The sequence below is a fragment of the Kiloniellales bacterium genome (assembly GCA_030064845.1).
In the GTDB taxonomy this organism is placed as follows: domain Bacteria; phylum Pseudomonadota; class Alphaproteobacteria; order Kiloniellales; family JAKSDN01; genus JASJEC01.
The window spans coordinates 74,807-96,190 of the sequence record JASJEC010000014.1 but is presented as its reverse complement, the minus strand read 5'-3'; the positions used below and the strand labels follow the sequence as shown (position 1 = coordinate 96,190).

The following is a 21,384-nucleotide window of genomic DNA, read 5'->3' as shown; positions in this document are numbered from 1 at the left end:
AGCGCACCCTCTGACTATTCCGGCAATCCGGCTTCGCGGAGGAACGTCATGCGCCGTTCTCTTACGGCCGGGCCGGTGCTCAACTCGGCATACTCCGTGAAGTGTCTCGAGACGGAGAACTCCGGATCTATTCGGAGCACCTCTTGCGTCTGGGTTCGTGCCTCGTTCTTGCGACCGGTCGCCATGTAACCCAGGATCAGCCTGAGATTGCACATCATGTGGTCCGGCAAACGCGTGACACATTCCCTCGAGGCAGCGATGCTGTCGGGATAGCGCTCCGCGGCGAGGTAGGCTGCGCCCAGGGCGCTGTAGTACCAATCCGGCGGATACGGGTTGAGCCGCATCGCCTTCTCGATCGCCGCAACAGCCTCCTTATTCCTCTCCACGTAGGGCAGGAAAAAGGCTGCTATCGCATGGCTGTCGGCCCCGTTCGGGTTCAAGGCCATCCCCTTCTCGAGCTCGGCGATCCCTTTCTCATGGTCCCGTTCGTAGTTGATCATGAGAGACCCCAAGAGCGTGTGCGCGTCGCTCGAGTTTTCATCCAGCGCCACCGCACGGTTGGCGGCGGCGAACGCCAAGTCGATTGTTTCCGATGGGGATTCAGCCCAGCCCGACCATATCAAGATGTCGTACGACCAGCCGAGGTGCACCCAGGCTTTCGCGAAGGCCGGATCGAGTTTGATGGCCTGTTGCAGGAGTCCGATCGCCTGGTGGGTGGTTGCTTCCGTGAATCTGAGCTTCACTTCATGTGATCGCAGGAACAACTCATAGGCCTCCAGATTGTCGGTGCCCTTGCGCCAGGCGCGGGCCTGCTCGCCCTCGATCAGCGCCACGTCCAGCGACGCCACGATCTCGTTGCGTATCTCGTCCTGCACCGCGAAGACATCGGTGAGCGGCCGGTCGTAGCGCTGCGCCCAGATGTGATTGCCGGTGGAGGCGTCCACGAGCTGGGCGGTGATCCGCACCTGATCGTCAACCTTGCGCACGCTTCCTTCGAGGATGTGGCCAACGCCCAACTCCCTGCCGATCTGGCGCACGTCCACCGCCTTGCCCTTGTAGGCGAAGCTCGATTCACGGGCGATCACGAAGAGCGCGCGTAGCTTGGAAAGATCCGTGATCAGATCTTCGGAGAGACCGTCCGCGAAATACTCCTGGTCCGGGTCGGCGGAGAGGTTCCTGAAGGCCAAGACCGCGATGCTGGGGCCTTCGGGCAGAGGCGGGTAGAGCCCCGTCGACACCATGGTCTCGTTCTGTGACTCGCTCGGAGCGCCGCTCATCCAAATCACGGTCACCCCGATGATCACAAGGGCGGCCGCGGCCGCGCTGATCAGGTGGAGCCGGGTCTTGCGGAACCCGATCCGGCCCGGAGCGGCCTTCTTCAAGGGCAAGGGCTCGGCGCTCCCGGGCTCCGGGGGCGAGGCCTCCGCCTTCGGCGTCCCGTCGCGTGGGGCTTCCTCCGACAGTCCTTCGCGAATTCCGCGGTGAAGACGTTCGGTTTCCGGGTCCGGATCCGTGCCGAGCTCACGCCTGAGCAGGTCGCGGCAGTCCTGGTACTGCTGAAGCGCCAATGCGCGCTGACCCTGGTGCAGGCGGAGACGTATCAGTGCCCGGTGGGCTTCCTCACGCAGGGGGTCGATGGTGAGGAGCCGTATCGCCGCCTGAACGGCGTCTTCCGGCCTACCGGCCGCGACGTAGTGCGCTAGAAGATTGCCCAGAACTTCGACCGCGACCTCGCGGAGCCGTTGCCGCTCGGCTCTTTGCCAGGCCTCAAAAGCTTCCCCGCGGATGTCGAAGCCCTCCAGGAACTCTCCCCTGTAGAGCTCGCTGGCGCGTTCCAGAGCGGCAGGCGTGGCCTCCTGTGCCAGCCTCTCGAAGTCGACCACGTCGACCTCGAGCGCCGCGGGATCGAGAGCAACGGCGTCGCCATCGGTCGCGACCGCCTCACGCTCCGGAGCCGACAAAGCCTTGCGGAGGTAGGTCAGGGTTTGGCGCAGGTTGGCTCGCGCCTGCTCCTCCGCGCTGTCCTCCCACAGTAGTCCGCAGAGCTTGCCCCGCGAGTGGCTCTTGCCCAGGGGGATCGCCAGGTAGCTCAAGAGGGCCTTGGTCTTCTTGGTTGGAAACGCGATCGATGCCCCGGACTCGAGCCGAGCGGAAACGCCACCCAAGAGTTGGAGGCTAAATCCGGCCATGGATCTCGGTCCCTGCGATCGACTGGCTCATCCATGGTAGCGTCACAACACCATAATAACGACCGACTCTTCATTTCTTGCGAGTTTCCAACGATCCCGACAACGCGTTTCTGACGTTGGCCCCCTAGCCTGGAAGTCGACTTGGATCATCCACTCGGCGGCGACCACGCCCCGAACATGATGAAAGGAGAGTTCCATGGCGTTCAGAAACCTGGTGTCTTGCTCACTGTCCGGGGCCTTGATCCTGGCTTTCTCGGCGCTGCTCGGGGGTGAAGCCGCCGCGGAGAACGGCGTGGTCTCGCCAATGGCGGCCGGCGACCGGAGCGGTTGCCGCTCCGTGCATGCCGTCCTCCAAGAGCGCGAGATCGTCGAGTGCCCCGCCGACCAGGCTTTCGAGTTCTGCTTCACTCGGCAGGTCGTCGATCAAGCCGGCTGGCTCACGGGTCGAATGGAGTTCTTCTCCGATCCGAGCAAGGAAGCGAAGCTCCAACACGCCCCCGGCCGGATCGTCTATCACGGCGTTACCAAACTCGTTACGACCTCGGGCGTCCTCCGGGCGGAGGAGATCGGAGTCTTCGACACCAAGACAAAGGACTGGTCGGGACTTTCCGAGATCTCAGGCGGCACCGGCGATTTCAAAGGCGCGACCGGAAACCTCGCCAGCTTCGGAAACGCCAAGGGCACAGGCCTAGAGATCGGCACAATCTGTCAGCAGTAACGTAGAGCTGCGACCCAGGCGGCACAGACTTCGCGTGCCGCCTGGCTCGTTTCTGCTTGTGGCGACTCCTTGCCGTTGCCGCCACGAACGCGGCAATCCTGGTCGGACTCTTCCTTTTGCTCTGCTCCGACGCCCCGCGCAGCCGCACAGCGGCAAGGGCGCCTTGTGGGTCGCTTGCTTCATGACGAAGAAGCCGACAGGGATCGCGACGCTGGACGCGCCCGCCGTCTCACCCCATGTCTATCGCCAAGACGTCAACCAGTCATTGGAGTACCCAATCATGACCCGTCTGCTCTCGATCGCGGTTGCCTTCCTGATCCTGTCCGGCGGCGCGATGGCGGCCGAGCCCGCGCGGATCGGCGAGATCATGATCGAGCAGGCCTGGGCCCGCGCCACGCCCGGCAAGGCGCCCAACGGAGCGGCCTACTTCACCCTGCGCGCCGAGGGCGAGACGGCCGACCGCCTGGTGGCCGTGGCCAGCCCGGTCGCCCAGCGCACCGAGCTGCACACCCACCTGATGGAAGACGGCGTCATGAAGATGCGCGCGATCAAGGCGGTCGAGGTGACGCCCGGCTCGCCGACCGTGTTCCAGCCCGGCGGGCACCACGTCATGCTGATGGGGCTGAAGGCCCCGCTGGTCGAGGGCGAGCGCTTCCCCCTGACCCTGACCTTCGAGCGGGCAGGCTCGATCGAGATCCAGGTCGAGATCGAGAAGATCGGCGCGATGGCACCGATGAAGGGCCATGGCGGACACGATTCCCACGGGCACGGTTCGCACGGACACGGCCAGGGGTCCTGACCCTATAGGCGCCGGGCCGAGCGCCGTGGGGGCGCCGGGACCATGAGGTCCGGCCGGACCCTCTTCGCCGGCGCCGCGGTGCTGGCGGTCCTCGCGCTGGCCGCGACCGGTTGGATCCTCGGCGACCGCCTGCTCGAGGCCCGGACGCCGTCGGGCCCGGGCCTGGTCGCGCTGCCGGCCGAGATCGGCGGGCCCTTTTCGCTGACCGACCATCGGGGGCAGGCCGTCACCGAGGCCGATTTCCGCGGCGGCTTCACGCTGCTCACCTTCGGCTACCGCTCCTGCCCCGACTTCTGTCCGACCACGCTGGCCACCATGAGCCTGGCCATGGACCGGCTCGGGCCGCGCGCCACCCGCGTGCGGCCGGTCTTCTTGAGTCTCGACCCGGCGCGGGACACGCCCGATGCCCTGGCCGCCTATGTCGCGCATTTTCATCCGGACATGGTGGCCCTGACCGGCCCGGACGCGGCAGTGCGCGACGCGGCCCGCGCCTTCCGGGTGATCTACCGCCTGCGCAAGGACGTCGACCCGGTGGACTACCCGGTCGATCACTCGACCTACAGCTACCTAATGGACCCCGACTGGCGACTGCTGGCGGTGTTCCGCCACGACGTGACGCCCGAAACCATGACTGAGGTGGTCGAGGGCTTTTTCTAGAGTCCCGATTCCGAGGACAGTGTTCAGGCACGGTATAGACCGATTGGATCGCTGACGGCAGCAGCAATCCCTCTCGCGGGGTCGTGCCGGGGTTGAAACCAAAACTATTCACCACAGAGACACAGAGAGCCCAGAGAACCAAAAGGAGCTGGCTGCGCGCGAAGCGCGCCAAAAAACTGTTGGTTTCTCCTCTGTGTTCTCTGTGTCTCTGTGGTGAATCCCTTTCTAGTTCTTGGCCCCTCGCCATCCGGCGGCAGGGCATGCCCACCGTGAGCGATATCACTGGTCCATAATGTCAGCTATATGTCGGGTCCGTACCGCGCCGGAACTTCCGAATCAGGACACGAGAGCCGACGACGGACTACCAGCGGCAGAGCTCGGCAATGGTGGCCATGGCCACGGTCACGGCCTCGTAGGGATCGGCGAGCGCCGGCCAGAGGCCGGGAAAGGCCAGAAAGGCGGCGGCGAGCGACAGGCAGAGCCCGGCGAAGATCAGCAGGGCCCTGCGCTCGAACCCCGGATCCCGGGGCGGGGAGTCGTCTCCCATGGTTTCGCGGTTCTTCGCCATGGCCCCAAGATAGCACTTCTTGAACCGAATTTGTTTGGAAGGCTCGAAGAACGAGGCCTTAGCCGGCACCATCACCCTTCGACAAGCTCAGGGTGAGGGTGAAATCTATCAAGAAGAAAACCTCATGCTGAGCTTGTCGAAGCATGACCGTGATCAAGGGCTCAGGAGACCTCCAGTGGCCAGCTAGATCGGCAGGACGAGGCTGCCGAGGCGCTCGGTCATCTTGCGGTTCTCGTCGTAGTCGACCGGGACGGCCAGCAGGGCTGGCCCGTCCTGGGCGAGGGCCTCCTCGAGCAGGCCGGGGAAGTCCTCGGCGCGCTCGACCGTGCAGCCCCAGAGCCCGAATGACCTGGCCAGCAGCTCGAAGTCCGGGTTGCCGAAGGCGAGGTCCGAGTGACGGCCCTCGAACTGGTTCTGCTGCTTCCACTTGATCAGGCCGTACTCGCCGTCGACCCAGACCAGGACCACCATCGGCAGCCGGAGCCGGGCCGCGGTCTCCAGCTCCTGCACGTTCATCAGGAAGCCGGCGTCGCCGCAGAGCGCGACGGCCTTGCGCTCCGGATGGGCGAAGCGGGCGCCGATCGCCCCCGGCAGGGCGAAGCCCATGGAGCAGAAGCCGTTCGAGATCAGGCAGGTGTTGGCCTCCAGACACTGGTAGTAGCGCGCCACCCACATCTTATGGGCCCCGACGTCGGACAGCAGGATGTCGTCGCGTCCCAGCGCCTTGCGCAGATCGCTCAGGATCCGCTGGGGCTTCATTGGGAAGGAGAGGTCCTCGGCCTCGGCCGCCAGGTCGTCGGCGATGGTCCGGCGCAGCTCGGCGCGCTCGGCGATGTCGAACAGCGGCAGGCGGCCCTCGTAGCTCTCGTTGACCGCCTCGTTGAGCTGCCAGAGAGCGTCGGCGAGATCGGCGACGATCTCCACGTCGGGCTGATAGGCGTCGTCCACCTCGGCCGGCTCGAAGTCGATGTGGATCAAGCGCTTCTCTCGACCGCAGTTCCAAAGGTCCGGGGCGTACTCGACCAGGTCGTAGCCGACCGAGATCACCAGGTCGGCGCGGTCGAAGGCTCCGGTCACGTGGTCGCGGCTCTGCAGGCCGATGGTGAAGAGGCAGTGGGGGTCGTCGAGCGGCACGGCGCCCTTGCCCATGAAGGTGTTCACGACCGCGATGCCGGCCTTGTGGGCGAAGCGGCGCAGCTGCCTGGCGGCGCGCTTCCGGACCGCGCCGTTGCCGGCCAGGATCAGCGGGCTCTCCGCCTCGCCGATCAAGGCGGCCGCGCGGGCGACGGCCTTGTGGTCGGCGGCCGGCCGCCGTGTCGTCGTGGCACCCAACGGGCGCTTGGCGACCGGCGCCTTGGCCACGTTCTCGGGCAGCTCGACCACGGTCGCGCCAGGCTTCTCGGCCTCGGCCAGCTTGAAGGCCTTGCGCAGCACCTCGGGGATCGTGTCGGCATCGGGGATCGAGTGGGCCCACTTGGTGATCGGCCGGAACATGCCGACCGCGTCCATGTTCTGGTGGCTCTCCTTGTGCAGGCGCTCGGTCGAGGCCTGGCCGATGATCGCCACCACCGGCGCGCGGTCCATGTTGGCGTCGGCAATCCCGGTCACCAGGTTGGTCGCGCCCGGCCCCAGGGTCGAGAGGCAGACCCCGGCCTTACCGGTCAGACGGCCGTAGACGTCGGCCATGAAGGCGGCGGCCTGCTCGTGGCGGCACAGCACGAATTCGATCGGGCTGTCCTCCAGAGAGATCATCAGGTCGGCGTTCTCCTCGCCGGGCACGCCGAAGATATGGGTCACGCCCTCGGCCTCGAGGCACCGCACGAAGAGGTCGGAGGCCTTGATCGTCGTCTCGGGTTCGCGTGGGGTCACGGGCGGGGGCTCCTTCTCGCTAACGCGTGTCGCCGGCCTGCAACAGGTCCGCCGGCGGGCTGTCTTGTCCCGGGACGGAGGTGATGCCGCCGCCCCGTCCGATCAAGGAGCCGGGCGCGACCTCCGGATGGAGCACGTCGAGCGGCACCGACCCGCCTTCGGCGGTCACCTGCCGGGCGTGGAAGCGCCTGAGGTCGCGCGGTTCCGCGACACCACAGGAATGCGCGATCACGCCGACCTCGTTGACCACGTGGCGCGCGTAGTTGGCGACCCGCTCGGCCTTGTCGGCGGGTACCAGGCCCCGCTGGAACCGCGGGTCCTGGGTGGTGATGCCGGTCGGGCAGATGTTCTTGTTGCACTGCATGGCCTGGATGCAGCCCAGCGCGAACATGAAGCCGCGCGCCGAGACAACGAAGTCGGCGCCGACGCAGAACGCCCAGGCAACGTCGGCCGGGGTGATCAGCTTACCGGAGGCGATCAGGCGCGTGCGCTCCTTCAGGCCGTAGCCGACAAGGAGGTCGGCCACCATGGGCAGGCTCTCCCAGATCGGCAGCCCCATGCGGTCCATCAGGCTCATGGGCGCCGCGCCGGTGCCGCCGTCGGCGCTGTCCACCGTGATGAAGTCGGGCGCGCTGTCCAGGCCGCGCCGCTGCACCTCCTCGAACAGCTCCTCGAGCCAGCCGTAGGCGCCGACCACGCACTTGAAGCCGACCGGCTTGCCCGAGACCCGGCGGATGTGGTCGATCATGTCGAGCAGGTCGCCGACGGAATTGATGTCCGGGTGCCGGTTCGCGCTGATCGAGTCCTGGCCGACGGGTATGCCCCGGATCTCGGCAATCTCCGGCGACACCTTGGCGGCCGGCAGGATCCCGCCCTTGCCCGGCTTGGCGCCCTGGCTCAGCTTGATCTCGAACATGCGGACCTGCTCGTGCGCCGCCAAGGCCTTGATCCGCTCGTCGGAGAGCCGGCCTTCCTTGTCGCGGATGCCGTACTTGGCCGTGCCGATCTGGAAAACGACGTCGCAGCCGCCTTCCAGGTGGAAGGGCGCGAGGCCGCCCTCGCCGGTGTTGAGCCAGATGCCGGCCTTGGCCGCGCCGGCCGAGAGCGCCTGGACCGCCACCTTGGAGAGGGCGCCGTAGCTCATGGCCGAGACATTGAAAAGCGCGTCGGTCACGTAGGGCTTGGCGGCGGTCGGGCCGATGGTCATCGGAGCGCTCTCGACGACGTCCTCGTCCAGGGTCGGAAAGGCGCAGTTCACGAAGAAGACCGTGCCCGGCAAGCGGAGATCGCGGGTCGAGCCGAAGGCGTGCCGCGTCGAGACGTTCTTGGCCGCGCGGTAGACGTAGGAGCGCTGCTCCCGGTTGAAGGGCATCTCCTCCCGGTCCATGGCGAAGAAGTACTGGCGGAAGAAGCTGCCGAGATGCTCGAAGAAGTAGCGGAAGCGCCCGATGACGGGATAGTTCCGCCGGATCGCGTGGCGGCTCTGGGTGACGTCGATCGCGTAGAGGACGAGCACGACCAGGATGCCGATCCCGATCGCCACGACGAAGAGGATGGCCAGGATCGAGAGGACGTTGATGACGAAGTCGGGGACCATGGCGAACGAACCCTGCTAGCGGCCTATCCTGTGACGAGGCCTAGCTTAGCACCCCGGGGGCGACGCCTGCCAAGAGGGCCGCGCGCCGGCCCCTCAGAAGTAGCTCTCGCCCTCGATGGCGTCGAGGGCCTCGGCCAGCCTGAGGCGCCCCTCGGCGATCCGCTCGGGATCCTGGCCGGCCAAGAGCTGCTCGAAGCGGGACAGCAAGCGGTCGATCGTATCGCGGGTCTCGCCCCGGCGCTCCTCGTAGAGCCGCTCGGCCCGAGCCAGGAGGGCGCGGTTCTCACTCTGGTCCCGCGGATGGATCTTGAGCTTGGCCAGAGCCTTCATCCGCTTCTCGATCTCCTTCGGGCTCAGCGTGCCGGGCGCCTGCTCAACGATCATGCTCTTGACTTCGCCCGTGGCGACGACCTTGGCCTCGACCTCCAGAAGTCCGTCGATGTCGTAGGTGAAGCGGACGTCGACCGCCTTGTCGTCGATGCCGCCGCCCCTGGGCAGTGCGACCCGCAGCATTCCCAGCGGAATGTTCTGCTTCACGTTGCGGCTCTCGCCCTGGAAGACCCCAACGTCCACCGCCTTCTGGCGCTCGGACAACGGGTAGACCTGCCTGACCCGGCTCGCCGGAATCGTCGTGTTGCGTTCGATCAGCGGCAGGTAGAGCCCCTCCTGGACCTGTTCTTCGCCGATCTGCCTGCCGACCTCGACGCCGAGGGTGTAGGGACAGACGTCGGTCACGACGACCTCGTCGAGGGCTGCGTCGCGCGCCTTCAAGCCGGCCTGTACGGCCGCGCCGAGCGCGACCGCCCGGTCTGGATCGAGGTGGCTGCTCGGCAGCCGGCCGAACAGGCGGGCCACCAGCTTGCGCACCGTGGGCATGCGGGTGGCGCCGCCGATCAGTAGGACCTCGTCCAGTTCCTTGGGGTCGATCTGGGCGTCCCGCAGAGCCCGCTCGACCGGGGCCGCCAAGCGGGCCATCAGGTCTTGGGCGCAGACCGCGAAGTCGGCCTCGTCCAGCGCCCAGGTCAGTTCCCGGTCCTGCCATCGAACCCGCATCTCCGCCGCTTTTCGTTCGCTCAAGTGCCGCTTGGCCAGTTCGGCCTCTCGGCGCAGTGCAGCGCCGAGCCGTCCCGTGAGGCCGTCCTGCGCCAGCCCGGCCGGCTTCCCGACGGCCTCGATGAAGCCCTGCACCAGCTGCTCGACGAAGTCTTCGCCGCCGAGGAAGTTGTCGCCGGTGCTGGCGCGCACCTCCATGATGCCCTCGAAGAGCTCCAGAACGGAGACGTCGAAGGTGCCGCCGCCGAGATCGAAGACCAGGAACTTGCTCTCCGTCTCGCGGTGATGGAGGCCGTAGGCCAGGGCGGCGGCGGTCGGCTCGTTGATCAGCCGCTCCACCTTGAGCCCGGCCATGGTGCCGGCGGCGCGCGTCGATTTGCGCTGGGCATCGCTGGAATAGGCCGGCACCGAGATCACGGCCTCTGTCACCGGTGAGCCCAGCCAGGCCTCGGCGTCGTCCTTCAGTGACGTCAAGACCAGCGCGGAGAGCTCTTCCGGCCGGAAGTCGCGCTTGCCCAGCCGAATCCGCCGTTCGGTGCCCATGTAGCGCTTGAACAGAGCGGCCGTTTGATCGGGATGGGTCAGCAGGCGCTCGCGCGCCGCCCGGCCGACCAGGACTTCGCCCGAATCGTCAAGGCCGACCACGGAAGGCGTAAGGGCCTCTCCCAGCGCGTTCGGCACGACCTGCGCCGCCCCATCGCGCCACAGGGCGACCAGGCTGTTCGTCGTGCCCAGATCTATGCCGACGATCATCGCCGCCGCTCGATCCGGCGGACCCGGGCCCGGGTGTCCGGGCGCGCCCTCGCCGCTCTCGCGTGCCTCATGAGCTCAGCCATATGGAGAGGCCGACGCCGGACGCCATGAAGACCGAAACATAGGCCAGCGTGAACCATCGCCGCTCGCGTTTCTTGACTTCCGGCGGACGGTCGATCACCGCGCGCCACCAGACCACCGTGTCCGGATCGAGGTACTGCTCCAGGAGCAGGGGGTCGTTTCGGCTGATGTCTTCCAGCAGGTCCTCGACCGCCTGCAGCATCTCGTCCTCCATCAGGACGTAGGCCGGGTGGAAGAGCCAGGGCCGACACCGCCGCAGCAACAGCCAGGCGGCCAGGGGCGTCCGGCTGCCGAGACCGGTCCTGCGCGACTCGCGGCGGAGCGAGTCGAGCCGCCACTCGGCCTGGGGGACCTCGAGCAGACGCAGAGCCTGGAACTGCTGCGCCTCGGGCAGGTGATCGAACGCCTGATCCCATTGGAAGCGTTCGATGGCCGCCTTCGCCAGGATCGTGGGCAGCGGACGGCGCGGGGCGAGAACCTCCAGGAAGTGACGCTCGAGGGCCGCCCTCGCCTCGAGCCCGAGCAGGTCGGGGCCGGAGAGCGCCGCGTCGAGGCACTGCACGGCGGCGGCTTCGTCGCCCTCTTCGAGCCGCGAGACAATGGCCTCGAGCGCTGCCGCGGCGGCCGGCGGGACCTCGTCGACGTCGGGTTCGGCGTATTCGGTTTCGGCGATAGCGGTTCCGGGAGCGTCGCCCGCTTGGTGCGTCGGCGCTTCCGCCTCGGCGGACCGGGAGCCGTCTCGCGGTGGCGTCTGGAGCGGCATGGTGGAGCCGGACCGGGCGCGCGCCAAGGCCTGGTCGTGGGCCCAGCGGAGCCGTTCGAAACCTTCGGGATCGTCTTCCGGCCGGGTGGTCTTCAGCCGCTTCGCGTAGGCGGTCCGGATCGCGCGGAGATCGTCGGTCGCCTCGATGCCCAGTTCCCGCCAGACTTCCTGCACCGCGCCGCCCCGCAGAATAGAGAGTAGAGCGACACTGTTCCCGCTCGGGTTTAAGGTCGGGTTAAGCGGCCCCGCCCTGGGGGAGCCGGCCACTCTCGAAGCCGGTCGCTCCGGCGGCCTCCGGCTGTCAGGCTCAGGGCTTGCCCGGTCCGCGCGGTCCCGTGGCGGCCGTGAAGGGGGTGGCGGGCCAGCTGGCGTCCCAGTCCTCGGCCGCGAGGATCACCCGGGCCCGCTCAGCGTCCTGGGTGTACTGGGCCTTGAGCTCCTCGGGCGCCGGATCCTCGATCGGCGGACGCAGGTAGTCGACCAGGGCGATCCGCATGTGGCGCCCGGTCAGGTCCTGGTCGTTGTCGAAGAGGTGCACCTTGAGGCGCGGCGGCCCGACCAGGCCCGCCGCCGTCCGGTCCCACTCCGGCGTCAGGGTCGCGAAGCCGCCGTGCCAGCGCGTCGCCGCGCCCTTGTCGATCCCGGCGCGCACCGCATAGGCGCCGGACGCGGGACAAATCGTATTGCGCAGCACCAGATTGGCGGTCGGGAACCCCAGGGCCCGGCTGGCCCCGCCGCCGGGCCGGACCCGGCCTTCGACCTCGTAGTAGCGGCCGAGCAGCAGCGCGGCGCGGGTCGGGTTGCCGGCCAGTAGATAGTCGCGCACCCGGGTCGAGGAATAGTCCTCGCCGGCCGGTCCCAGGATGCGGGAGATGCTGGAGACGCCAAAGCCCATGGTCTCGCCGAGGCTCTTGAGCAGGCCGATGTCGCCGCCGCGGCCGCGCCCGAAGCAGAAGTTGTCCCCGACGACCACGTGCCGGGTCGCGAGGCCGCCGACCAGGATGTCGGTGACGAATTCCTCAGCCGTCATGTTCGACAGCGCCCGGTTGAACCGCAGGCAGAATAGGCAGTCGATGCCGAGCGCCTCGATGAGCCGCGCCTTGATGCGGAACGGCGTCAGGCGGAAAGGCGGCCCGTCGGACTTGAAGAACTGCCGGGGGTGCGGCTCGAAGGTAAGCACCGCGTGGGGGGCGCCGAAGGACTCGGCGAGGCGGCCGGCCTCGGCGAGCACGCCCTGGTGGCCGCGGTGGATACCGTCGAAGTTGCCGATCGCCAGGACCGAGCCCCGGCTGGCCGCGGGAATGTTGCCGTAATGGCGGAAGAGCTTCATCACGGGAGGGCGCCGCCGGCTTCAGGTCGCCGCGCCGATGCTGCGATAGGCGCCGCGGTAGTAGAGCAGCGGGCTCCCGTCCGGGTCGGCCGCCATGCGCACCACCTCACCGACGAAGATGACGTGATCGCCGCCCTCGTGGGTGTAGCGGGTCTTGCACTCGAACTTCGCCAGGGCGTCCCTCAGGATCGGGCAGCCGGCGTCCCAGGTGTCGAACGCGACGCCGGCCCACTTGTCGCTGAGCGGCTTGGCGAAGCGGTCGGAAAGCTCCTGCTGACCCTCGCGCAGGACGTTGACCGCGAAGTACTCGGTCGTGAGGAAGGTCTGCAGGCTGTGCGCCCTGCGCCCCAGGCTGAACAGGATCAGGGGCGGGTCGAGCGAGACGGCGTTGAAGGAGTTCGCCGTGAAGCCGACCACCTCGCCGTCCAGCGCCTTGGCGGTGATGATCGTGATCCCGGTCGCGAAGCAGCCGAGCGCGTTGCGAAACGCTCTGGAATCGAAGGCCATCGCCCGCCGCCTCTCCTCGCCGCCAAAAAGCTGGGGAAATCTAGCCAAAGGGTCCACGGAATACAAAGGTGAGGACGTGGCAGCCAGAGCTGACCCCGATTGTACGCGACCCGCTCTAGGCCCTGCCCGGTGCCACGATCGAATCGGCAATGCGGACGCCGGTCGCCACCAACTCGGGCACCACGACGTTAGCCCCGGCGCGTTTCAGCTCGTCGGCGTGCTGATTGTCCCGGGCCCGCGCATGGATCAGCAACTCGGGGAAGATGTAGCGCACCAGGGCGACGAGCTGCAGCGCGGCCTTGGGATCGTCCAGCGCCACGACGACAGCCCTGGCGCGCTCGACATTGACCGCGTCCAGAAGCTCGGGCCGCGTCGCGTCGCCAAAGTAGACCGGCAGACCCTGGCGCCGCGCCCTGGCAACGTTCTCGGCATCCATGTCGACCGCAACGTAGCGCACGCCCGCCCTCTTCAATTTCGCGCCGGCGGCGGAGCCAACCCGACCGTAGCCCGTGATCACGACGTGTCCGCTGAGCGAGGTCGCCTGATCGGAGATCTCCTCGGCCGAGGGCGCGACACGCTGCTCCATGCGCTTGCGCAGCCAGGAGCCGAAGGGAGCCAGCAGGGGTGTCGCGATCATGGTGAGCGCCACGGCCACGACCAGGACTTGAGCTTGTTCGACGCCCAGGATTCCGGCGGCAAGCGCGGCCCCCAGGAGTACGAAGCTGAACTCGCCGGCCTGGGAAAGCAGCACACCGACTTGAAGGGACTGCCCGGTCGGGAGAGCAAAGAGCCGGCAAAGCGCTATGAGGATCACCGCCTTGCCCAGGATGATGCTCAGGGCCAAGCCCACCACGCTGCTCGCGTTCGCGACGATCAACGACGGGTCGACCGCCATGCCGACGCTGATGAAGAACATGCCCAGCAAGAGGCCGCGGAAGGGCTGGATCTCCGCGCCGACCTGGTGACGATAGACCGTCGCGGCCAGCAGCATGCCGGCCAGAAAGGCGCCGAAGGCGACCGACAGTCCGGCCATCCTGGTCGCGAGGCCCGCGAGCAGCACGATGAACAGGGTTAGGGCGGCGAAGATCTCCGGTTCCCGGACCGCGGCGACCTGGCGGAAGATCTGGACGAGGACGATGCGCCCCAGCACCACGACCAGAAGCACCGCAATCGCCATCTTGAAGAAGGCCAGAGCCAGCGATCCGGCCAGTTGCAGGCCTTCCTGGCCGAGCGCGAGAACGCAGACGAGCAGCGGCCCCACGGCGAGATCCTGCACGACGACGATGCCGAAGACAGTGCGGCCGAACTGTGAGGTCAACTGCCGACGCTCCGAGAGCCACTTGAGCACCAGGGCGGTGGACGAGAGGGCCAGGGCGGTGCCCAGGGTCAGGGCCGCGGCGGCGCCCATGCCGAGCAGCCAGGCGACGCCCGCGAAGGCCGCGGCGGTGACCGCGACCTGGGCCAGCCCGAGGCCGAGAATCCGGCCGAAAAGCACCTTGATGCGCTCGGGCGGCATCTCCAAGCCGACGGTGAACAGCAGGAACACGACTCCGAGTTCGGCGAGCGCCTGGACGGTCTCGCCGTGGCTGACCAGCCCCAGAGCCGACGGCCCGATCACCGCGCCGGCCACGAGATAGCCCAGCACTGTGCCGAGGCCGAGCTTCTGAAACAGCAGAGCGGAGACGACGGCCCCGAACAGGACCACGATGATCTCGAAAAGATAGCCGACTTCCGCCATGGCGAAGCGAGCACCCTCCTTGGCCCACCTAGGTCCCGGCGGCACGCCCCTGGACCTGGCAATCGCCACTTCGATGCGAACCCATGGCCGCCCGAGTTCTCGCTCGGGCGCTCTCCTGTTGCTACACGGCTCTCGTATGATCCGGCCCGGAAGTGAGCGGGAAATGGCGGACCAGCCATTTCATCGCCCGGCTCCTGGGTTCTTCCTTGCCGGTCATGACATAGGTCAGCGTGTAGTCGTTGTTCATGATAGCATGCAGCAGCCGGTAAGCGCGCGGGCTACCGCAGAACAGGATCTGGTCGCGCGGCCGGACGGGCGTCGAGAAGTCGGGCTGGACTTCAACCCGGTCCGTGCTGCGCGGCACGAGAAGCACACAGGGCAGACCGGTCGCTATCAGGTTCACGATGATCACGAGGAACAACTCGACGATCCCGTGGTGATCGGGATTCTCGATATCGCCGAAGAAGAACCCGAAGTTCAGCGACAAGGCGAGCACGATGAAGAAGCCGAAAATGACTTTTTCTAGGTTCATGGCGCCCGACCCCCAAGTCGTTGTGGTCTGGCCATCTTTGGGCGTCCCGCTTCATTCTAGGCCCGGGAGCGGGATGTGGGGGAATCTTTTTGTGGCGGATCAATTGGTTCCATCCCGGCACGATCCGCTCTAGGCTCGACCGGCGAAGGGCCGACGACATCGACCCGCGGGAGAACGACGGTGGCGCCGAACGACATGACCGCAGTCTCACTGGTTCGCCCCCGGCTTCTGGTGCCGGGCGTCCCAACCTTGGGGCCGGGCGTCGAGCGCTACCGGGTGGCCGGCGGCGGCGCGACGGTCTTCACCCTGGAAGCCGGCGACCGCCTCAGCGTGCGCGACCGGGAAGGCCGCCAGTCGGGCGAGCTGATCGCCTTCGACAAGGACGGCACGGCGGACACGGCGGCGCTCGGCGTCGTCGGCACGGTCCCGGCCGACGGGCTCCGGGCGATCCTGGCGCACGGCGACGAGGCGGCGCATATCCTGGCGGCGAGCCTGGAAAGCCGGGGACTCGATGTCGGCGCGGCGCGGGCGGCCGCGCTCTTCGGCCCCGAGAGCCCGGCCGGCGAGGAAGCCCAATTCACCGCGGAGAAGCCCCTGGTCTGCGTCCTGACCGCCCCCGGCGGGTCCATGGCGGTCGACGAACAGGACCCGCCGACCGAGCTCGAGGCCTTCGTCACCCGGGCCGACCCGGCGCGCGCGCCAGCGCCCGGCCTGCCGGACCCGCTCGCCGAGCCCCGCCTCGACCTCCGGATCGACCGCTGCACCGCCGGCGCCTACGAGGTCAAGGCGGGCGAGTTCATCCAGATCATCGACGTCGAGGGCCGCGAGTGCTCCGACTTCCAGTGCTTCGCCGCGGCCGGGCTCGACCGGGGGCTGGAGCACTGCCTGGACGCGACCACGACCCGCACGCTGATGGGCGCGGCCTATCCCGGCCCGGGGCTCTACGCCAAGTTCTACGACCAGAACATGCAGCCCCTGGTCGAGGTGATCCGCGACACCTGCGGCCGACACGATTCCTTCGGCCTGGCCTGCACCGCCAAGTACTACGACGACATGGGCTACCCCGGGCACGTCAACTGCTCGGAGAACTTCAACGGCGCGCTGGCACCCTACGGCGTCGCGGCCCGGCGCGGCTGGCAGGCGATCAACTTCTTCTTCAATACACAGGTCGACGAGGCGAACCAGATCCATATTGACGAGCCCTGGTCGCGGCCCGGCGACTACGTCCTGCTGCAGGCGCTGACCGACATGGTCTGCGTCTCCTCGGCCTGCCCCGACGACATCGACGCCGCCAACGGCTGGAACCCGACCGACATCCACGTCCGGGTCTACCCGGCCAAGAACGTCTTCTCCAAAGCGATTGCCACCAGAATGACCCCAGACGCCGATCCCCAGCTGACGCGCGAGACCGCGTTCCACCAGAGCTTCGCCAGGCACACCCGCAACTTCTCGGAGTACCGCGGCTACTGGCTGGCCAACCACTTCACCAAGCACGGCGCCCTCGACGAGTACTGGGCCTGCCGCGAGAAGGCGGCGATCATGGACCTCTCGCCCCTGCGCAAGTTCGAGGTGCTGGGCCCCGACGCCGAGGCGCTGATGCAGTGGGCGCTGACCCGGAACATGCGCCGGGTCTCGGTCGGCCAGGTCGCCTATACGGCCATGTGCAACGAGACCGGCGGCATGCTCGACGACGGCACGGCCTTCCGCCTGGGCCCGGACAACTTCCGCTGGATCGGCGGCGACGACTACGGCGGCGTCTGGCTGCGCGAGCAGGCCGAGAAGCTGGGCCTCCGGGTCTGGGTCAAGTCCTCGACCGACCAGCTGCACAACGTGGCGGTCCAGGGCCCGAAGAGCCGCGACATCCTGAAAGAGGTGATCTGGACCCCGCCGGCCCAGCCGAGCATGGAAGAGCTGGCGTGGTTCCGCTTCACCATCGGGCGGATCGGCGATTTCGACGGCACGCCGGTGATCGTCTCGCGCACCGGCTACACGGGCGAGCTCGGCTACGAGGTCTGGTGCCACCCCAAGGACGCGGGCGCGGTGTTCGACGCGATTTGGGAGGCGGGGCAGCCCCACGACCTGACGCCGCTCGGCCTGGAAGCCCTCGACATGCTGCGCATCGAGGCCGGGCTGATTTTCTACGGCTACGAGTTCTGCGACCAGACCGACCCCTTCGAGGCGGGCATCGGCTTCACCGTGCCGCTCAAGACCAAGGAGGACGACTTCTGCGGAAAGGAAGCCCTGATCAAGCGCAAGGCGAGCCCGCAGCGGGTCCTGGTCGGGCTCGAGCTGGCCGGCGAGGAGCCGGCGGCCCACGGCGACTGCGTCCACGTGGCCCAGGACGGCAAGGGCCGCAGCCAGATCGGCGTGATAACCAGCGCGACCCGCTCGCCGGTGCTGCGCAAGAACATCGCGCTCTGCCGGATCGCCGCGGAGTTAGCCGAGCCCGGCACGGAGGTCGAGGTCGGCAAGCTGGACGGCCACCAGAAGCGCATCCCGGCCACCGTCGTGCGCTTCCCCTTCTACGACCCGGAGAAGAAGCGGGTCAGGGCGTAGGTCGGCAGCCGCGACGGCCGGGAAAGCTTGTCCGCGTTGAGGTAGTATGCGGACCTAAACTAAACTCTGGTCGAACTTCGCAAAGTAGCCAGAAGGCGACATAGGCCGACAGGCTATGCACCCTTTCCAGCAGATGGTTTGACTCCACAAGATGCAGCATCGGGTTGCCAGTCGGAGACGAGGCGTTTTGCTTCAGAGATGCTAGATGAAGACATGATTTCGGTTAGTTTAGCTTGGCCCGCCTTGGCATCCGGGCGGCCCTTGGTGGCGGCAAGCGAGTACCAAAGGTAAGCCTGCCGAAAATCCATTGGACCAGGCGCAATGCGCCGTTCAGACACTTCCTGAGAGTGCCAAAATCCGAGCAGGCTTTGGGCTACGGAAAGCCCGTTGTTTGCAGCTAGGCAAGTCCAATACCATGCTCTGCTGACGGCATCATCGCGGGCAGTGCCCTGGAGTACAAAAGTCTTCTCGTAGAAGTAACGACCAAGGCGATACTGATCCTCCGCGCCGCCGCTTTCGGCACGTGTATGCAACTCTGCTTGACGTTGGTCGGCAGTTTTCTGATTCGCCGTAATCCCTTGACGATCTGCGCCGCTGCCTTCGGAACGTGTCTTCAGCCCTGCTTGACGTTGGTCGGCAGTTTTCTGCCACGGCTCGATCCCTCGACGATCTGCTGCACCTGCGTAATAGCTCTCGGCAAAGCCAAACCAGTCATCGTCGTGCGCTAGGATCTGCAACACCCCATCCCTGTAAGGAAGTTTTGTCGTGATGACAATCTTCCCTTCTCGGTTCTGTTCGATGTTTTGGGGTCCAAGCCTTACAAAGCTTTGCGTTCCAGGCTTGCATGAGAATTTCTGATGATACTTCTCCGTCAAGCTTTGCTGAACAACAATGGTGTGCTCCCCCGCGTCAATCTCATGCCTTGAGAACGTGCTCGACAAATAGTGAGAGCCCGGACCAAGATCGATCAACTGAACACCATCGACTAGTACGCGCTCCATGACGGGCAGCCGTGACAAAAGAATGAGTGCGCACTTTCCCTCCTTGGGTGGAGTTGACCATGCCTGCCGGCTCATCTCCATCGTGGCGAGGAGAACTTCCGGGCGATCGCCGACAGAGGTGGTAGCGAGCGTCAGGCCACCTGCCCGTAGGTAGTCCATCCCGATCGCCGATTTGAACACCTTCCACGCCTGATCGTAGGCGATGAAGATATGGTGCTCATGCCATTGGCCGGGAAACGGAATTGGTAGTACGAAGAAAACCAAGAGAACATCGACGTCAATTCCAGTCATGCGGTAAGCTTCGACGCGAAGCTGTTCGTTCTGAAAATATGGTTTGCCGAGAATTTCTCGGACTTCAGCCCGCGTGAGTTGAGCTTGTATCGACCGCACATCTTCCGACACTGAAGAAGGCACTGTGACTTCGGCAGCGCATCCCCCAGTGAGCAAGATCGTACCGAACACTATCGAACTGACAATCCACCGGAAACGAAGCTTACTTGGTGTCACCGGCAGGTAGCTCCTATGTCCTAGTGTTCTAGAGAGTGAGCGCGCCCACCAGGAGATGTCGGAGCTTCGCTTACGACGCCTTGCCAACAGAACTTCACCGAGCCAGTAACAAAGTCGCAACTGCGATAGGATGTCTCGCGGACTGGCTCAATGATCTGGGTCAAGAGTCCTTCTCTAGCGACATACCAACTGAATTCCGGCTGATGCCATCGGGTAATGTCGTCGGCCATATGTCCGCTTCGGGTCATTCTTCGCCGTTCTGGACCAACCCTTCTCACTTCTGCTCCTCGGGCTGGTTCGGGCATCAAGTTTCGCGAACCTGTCTTGGTGCCTAACGGCTGCGGGCGTGGGCTGCCGAGAAGTGTCGACCTGATCGGGCATCACGATACCACCTCCCCTCAGGGGAGCGGGTTGGGGTGAGAGAGCAACAAGGCCGATCACAGGCCGACGGCGCGGGCTCATCGGACGATCAGGGTTTCCGGTGTCCGCTTGGTCAGGACCTCACAGCCGTTTTCGGTCAAGAGAACCGTGTTGGAGATGAAGTAGTCGGCGCAGTCCGTGTCGGTGAACCAGGAATGGGCGTGGAAGGCCATGCCTGCTTTCAGCTCCCGCTCGCGCAGCTGCGGCCGCCGCTACTACCCAGGGATGAATTGAGATTTTGGTAGAAATTTGAATTTGGCCCCATCACACTATCGGCCGCTTGAGCGGATGTTTCCGGGGGCAAACGCCGCGGGCGCAAATAGGCCGAACTAGGGCCTTCATATGGGGGAGACTAGATGGAAGAGCAGTTAGCCAACCTCGCAGCGCAGGTCGCCGCGCTCGAGGCCAAGGCCAATACGACCAACACCATCTTCACGGAGATGTACTACTACATCACCATCGCTCTGATGGTCGTGATTCACGCGGGCTTCCTGGCCTACGAAATGGGCGCCACGCGGCAGAAGAACGTGCTTGCTTCCGGGATCAAGAACATCCTCGCCTTCGCGTTCGTCGTGCCGACCTTCTATTTCTTCGGATGGTTCATCTACTGGGCCTATCCCACCGGCATCACGGGAAGCGCCGGACCGAACGAGATCAGCGGTTATGCCTATGCCGCGGAGATCGCCTGGCCTTGGGTCGAGTCCATGGGGCCGAACATCGCCGACAACGCCAGCGGTGTGTTCGTCGGTGCCTTTGCGCTCTTCGCCGCGACCACGGCTTCGATCTTCTCAGGTTCGGTGATCGAGCGGATTCAGGTCGCCGGCTTCATCATTCTGGCGGTCGTGCTCGGCTCCGTTGCCTGGGTCGTCGCCGCCGCCTGGGGCTGGCACGCCGACGGCTGGCTGGTCACCGAGTTCGGCCTGCACGACTTCGGCGCGGCGGGTCTGGTCCACGCGGTCGCGGGCTTCTTCGCGCTCGGCGTCCTGATCAACCTCGGCCCCCGCATCGGCAAGTACAATCCGGACGGTTCGCCGAACGACATCTCGGGCCACAACCTGCCCTTCACGCTGACCGGCCTGATGCTGATCATCGTCGGTTTCTGGGGCTTCCTCATGGCCTGCCTGATCGTGCCGGGCGAGGCCTGGTCATGGTTCGGCGACAAGTTCGCCACGATCTACGGCACGCCGACCACGCTGTCGTCGCTCGCCTTCAACATCCTGATGGGCTTCGCCGGCGGCATCATCGGCGCCTGGGCGGTGACCCGCGACCCCTTCTGGATGATGTCCGGCGCGCTGGCCGGGATCATCGCCACGGCTTCGGGTCTCGACATCTACTATCCGCCGCTCACCTTCGCCATGGGCTTCGCCGGCGGCGCCATGCTGAAGCCCTGCTTCCGCTTCCTGGAGAAGCGCGGCATCGACGATGCGGTCGGCGCCGTGACGGTGCACGGCACGGTCGGCCTCTTCGGCCTGATCATGCTGGGCGTCTGGGCGCACGGATATCCGGCCCTGCAGGGCGAAGGCGCCCCGACGATCTCGCTCCTCGGACAGGTGGTCGGCGCCGTGGTGTTCTTCCTGCTCGGCTTCGTGCCCGGCTACCTGGTCTCGCTGCTGCTCAAGGTCTGCGGCCTGCTGCGCGTCAGCGAGGCGGCGGAGATCAACGGCCTGGATATGACCAAGGTGCCGAACATCGCCTATCCGGAAGGCATCTCACCCTCCATGAAGCCGGCGGAGTGAGCCGGACGAC

General features: G+C 66.3%; 17 protein-coding genes. 5 read left to right on the top strand and 12 right to left on the bottom strand.

The window, feature by feature from the left end; genetic code table 11:
- Positions 1 to 14: 14 nt before the first annotated feature.
- Complete coding sequence (locus QNJ67_07940; protein MDJ0608895.1) at positions 15 to 2,189, bottom strand: BTAD domain-containing putative transcriptional regulator; 2,175 nt, start codon at positions 2,187 to 2,189, stop codon at positions 15 to 17.
- Between the two features lie 196 nt (positions 2,190 to 2,385).
- Between QNJ67_07940 and QNJ67_07935 the strand changes: the two genes are divergently transcribed.
- The 3 genes from QNJ67_07935 to QNJ67_07925 all read left to right on the top strand — a co-directional run bounded on the left by QNJ67_07935 (position 2,386) and on the right by QNJ67_07925 (position 4,363).
- On the top strand, positions 2,386 to 2,907 hold the full coding sequence (locus tag QNJ67_07935; GenBank protein MDJ0608894.1) for a hypothetical protein: 522 nt from the start codon (positions 2,386 to 2,388) through the stop codon (positions 2,905 to 2,907).
- A gap of 181 nt (positions 2,908 to 3,088) precedes the next feature.
- Positions 3,089 to 3,706, top strand: a complete 618-nt coding sequence (locus tag QNJ67_07930; GenBank protein ID MDJ0608893.1) for a copper chaperone PCu(A)C — start codon at positions 3,089 to 3,091, stop codon at positions 3,704 to 3,706.
- A 42-nt stretch (positions 3,707 to 3,748) separates the two neighbouring features.
- On the top strand, positions 3,749 to 4,363 hold the full coding sequence (locus tag QNJ67_07925; protein ID MDJ0608892.1) for an SCO family protein: 615 nt from the start codon (positions 3,749 to 3,751) through the stop codon (positions 4,361 to 4,363).
- Between the two features lie 361 nt (positions 4,364 to 4,724).
- On the opposite strand, the gene QNJ67_07920 is transcribed toward QNJ67_07925, so the two are convergent.
- From QNJ67_07920 to QNJ67_07880, 9 genes are all read right to left on the bottom strand, one after another.
- A complete protein-coding gene (locus tag QNJ67_07920; GenBank protein MDJ0608891.1) occupies positions 4,725 to 4,931 on the bottom strand; it encodes a hypothetical protein in 207 nt (68 codons plus the stop codon).
- A 183-nt stretch (positions 4,932 to 5,114) separates the two neighbouring features.
- Positions 5,115 to 6,800 (bottom strand): acetolactate synthase large subunit, encoded by a 1,686-nt coding sequence (locus QNJ67_07915; protein ID MDJ0608890.1) that lies wholly within the window; start codon positions 6,798 to 6,800, stop codon positions 5,115 to 5,117.
- 19 nt (positions 6,801 to 6,819) lie between these two features.
- A complete protein-coding gene (locus tag QNJ67_07910) occupies positions 6,820 to 8,397 on the bottom strand; it encodes an FMN-binding glutamate synthase family protein (protein ID MDJ0608889.1) in 1,578 nt (525 codons plus the stop codon).
- Between the two features lie 93 nt (positions 8,398 to 8,490).
- Positions 8,491 to 10,203, bottom strand: a complete 1,713-nt coding sequence (locus QNJ67_07905; GenBank protein MDJ0608888.1) for a molecular chaperone HscC — start codon at positions 10,201 to 10,203, stop codon at positions 8,491 to 8,493.
- 67 nt (positions 10,204 to 10,270) lie between these two features.
- Positions 10,271 to 11,221 carry a hypothetical protein gene (locus tag QNJ67_07900; protein MDJ0608887.1) on the bottom strand — a complete coding sequence of 317 codons (951 nt, stop codon included), beginning with the start codon at positions 11,219 to 11,221 and terminating at the stop codon, positions 10,271 to 10,273.
- 133 nt (positions 11,222 to 11,354) lie between these two features.
- Complete coding sequence (gene ribF / locus QNJ67_07895) at positions 11,355 to 12,377, bottom strand: riboflavin biosynthesis protein RibF (protein ID MDJ0608886.1); 1,023 nt, start codon at positions 12,375 to 12,377, stop codon at positions 11,355 to 11,357.
- Positions 12,378 to 12,398: 21 nt separating this feature from the next.
- Positions 12,399 to 12,884 (bottom strand): flavin reductase family protein, encoded by a 486-nt coding sequence (locus tag QNJ67_07890; GenBank protein ID MDJ0608885.1) that lies wholly within the window; start codon positions 12,882 to 12,884, stop codon positions 12,399 to 12,401.
- A gap of 115 nt (positions 12,885 to 12,999) precedes the next feature.
- Positions 13,000 to 14,622, bottom strand: coding sequence for a cation:proton antiporter (locus tag QNJ67_07885; protein MDJ0608884.1), 1,623 nt, complete (start codon positions 14,620 to 14,622; stop codon positions 13,000 to 13,002).
- A 121-nt stretch (positions 14,623 to 14,743) separates the two neighbouring features.
- Positions 14,744 to 15,154 carry a hypothetical protein gene (locus QNJ67_07880; GenBank protein ID MDJ0608883.1) on the bottom strand — a complete coding sequence of 137 codons (411 nt, stop codon included), beginning with the start codon at positions 15,152 to 15,154 and terminating at the stop codon, positions 14,744 to 14,746.
- Positions 15,155 to 15,334: 180 nt separating this feature from the next.
- Here QNJ67_07880 and QNJ67_07875 point away from each other — a divergent pair, with 180 nt between their 5' ends.
- Positions 15,335 to 17,710: a DUF1989 domain-containing protein gene (locus QNJ67_07875; GenBank protein ID MDJ0608882.1), complete on the top strand. Its 2,376-nt coding sequence runs from the start codon at positions 15,335 to 15,337 to the stop codon at positions 17,708 to 17,710.
- 113 nt (positions 17,711 to 17,823) lie between these two features.
- Here QNJ67_07875 and QNJ67_07870 read toward each other — a convergent pair whose 3' ends face one another.
- Positions 17,824 to 19,173: a hypothetical protein gene (locus QNJ67_07870; GenBank protein ID MDJ0608881.1), complete on the bottom strand. Its 1,350-nt coding sequence runs from the start codon at positions 19,171 to 19,173 to the stop codon at positions 17,824 to 17,826.
- Between the two features lie 503 nt (positions 19,174 to 19,676).
- The gene (locus QNJ67_07865; protein ID MDJ0608880.1) at positions 19,677 to 19,811 is read right to left on the bottom strand and encodes a hypothetical protein; all 135 of its coding nucleotides are present in this window, start codon (positions 19,809 to 19,811) and stop codon (positions 19,677 to 19,679) included.
- 183 nt (positions 19,812 to 19,994) lie between these two features.
- Between QNJ67_07865 and QNJ67_07860 the strand changes: the two genes are divergently transcribed.
- The gene (locus QNJ67_07860; GenBank protein MDJ0608879.1) at positions 19,995 to 21,374 is read left to right on the top strand and encodes an ammonium transporter; all 1,380 of its coding nucleotides are present in this window, start codon (positions 19,995 to 19,997) and stop codon (positions 21,372 to 21,374) included.
- Positions 21,375 to 21,384: the final 10 nt, after the last annotated feature.

What these genes read in the sequence shown, in the direction of transcription:
- QNJ67_07885 (MDJ0608884.1), bottom strand. Translation starts at nt 14,622, where the DNA reads ATGGCGGAAGTCGGCTATCTTTTCGAGATCATCGTGGTCCTGTTCGGG.
- QNJ67_07920 (MDJ0608891.1), bottom strand. Translation starts at nt 4,931, where the DNA reads ATGGCGAAGAACCGCGAAACCATGGGAGACGACTCCCCGCCCCGGGAT.
- QNJ67_07940 (MDJ0608895.1), bottom strand. Translation starts at nt 2,189, where the DNA reads ATGGCCGGATTTAGCCTCCAACTCTTGGGTGGCGTTTCCGCTCGGCTC.
- ribF (MDJ0608886.1), bottom strand. Translation starts at nt 12,377, where the DNA reads ATGAAGCTCTTCCGCCATTACGGCAACATTCCCGCGGCCAGCCGGGGC.
- QNJ67_07930 (MDJ0608893.1), top strand. Translation starts at nt 3,089, where the DNA reads ATGACGAAGAAGCCGACAGGGATCGCGACGCTGGACGCGCCCGCCGTC.
- QNJ67_07860 (MDJ0608879.1), top strand. Translation starts at nt 19,995, where the DNA reads ATGGAAGAGCAGTTAGCCAACCTCGCAGCGCAGGTCGCCGCGCTCGAG.
- QNJ67_07880 (MDJ0608883.1), bottom strand. Translation starts at nt 15,154, where the DNA reads ATGAACCTAGAAAAAGTCATTTTCGGCTTCTTCATCGTGCTCGCCTTG.
- QNJ67_07925 (MDJ0608892.1), top strand. Translation starts at nt 3,749, where the DNA reads ATGAGGTCCGGCCGGACCCTCTTCGCCGGCGCCGCGGTGCTGGCGGTC.
- QNJ67_07865 (MDJ0608880.1), bottom strand. Translation starts at nt 19,811, where the DNA reads ATGGCCTTCCACGCCCATTCCTGGTTCACCGACACGGACTGCGCCGAC.
- QNJ67_07890 (MDJ0608885.1), bottom strand. Translation starts at nt 12,884, where the DNA reads ATGGCCTTCGATTCCAGAGCGTTTCGCAACGCGCTCGGCTGCTTCGCG.
- QNJ67_07910 (MDJ0608889.1), bottom strand. Translation starts at nt 8,397, where the DNA reads ATGGTCCCCGACTTCGTCATCAACGTCCTCTCGATCCTGGCCATCCTC.
- QNJ67_07935 (MDJ0608894.1), top strand. Translation starts at nt 2,386, where the DNA reads ATGGCGTTCAGAAACCTGGTGTCTTGCTCACTGTCCGGGGCCTTGATC.
- QNJ67_07905 (MDJ0608888.1), bottom strand. Translation starts at nt 10,203, where the DNA reads ATGATCGTCGGCATAGATCTGGGCACGACGAACAGCCTGGTCGCCCTG.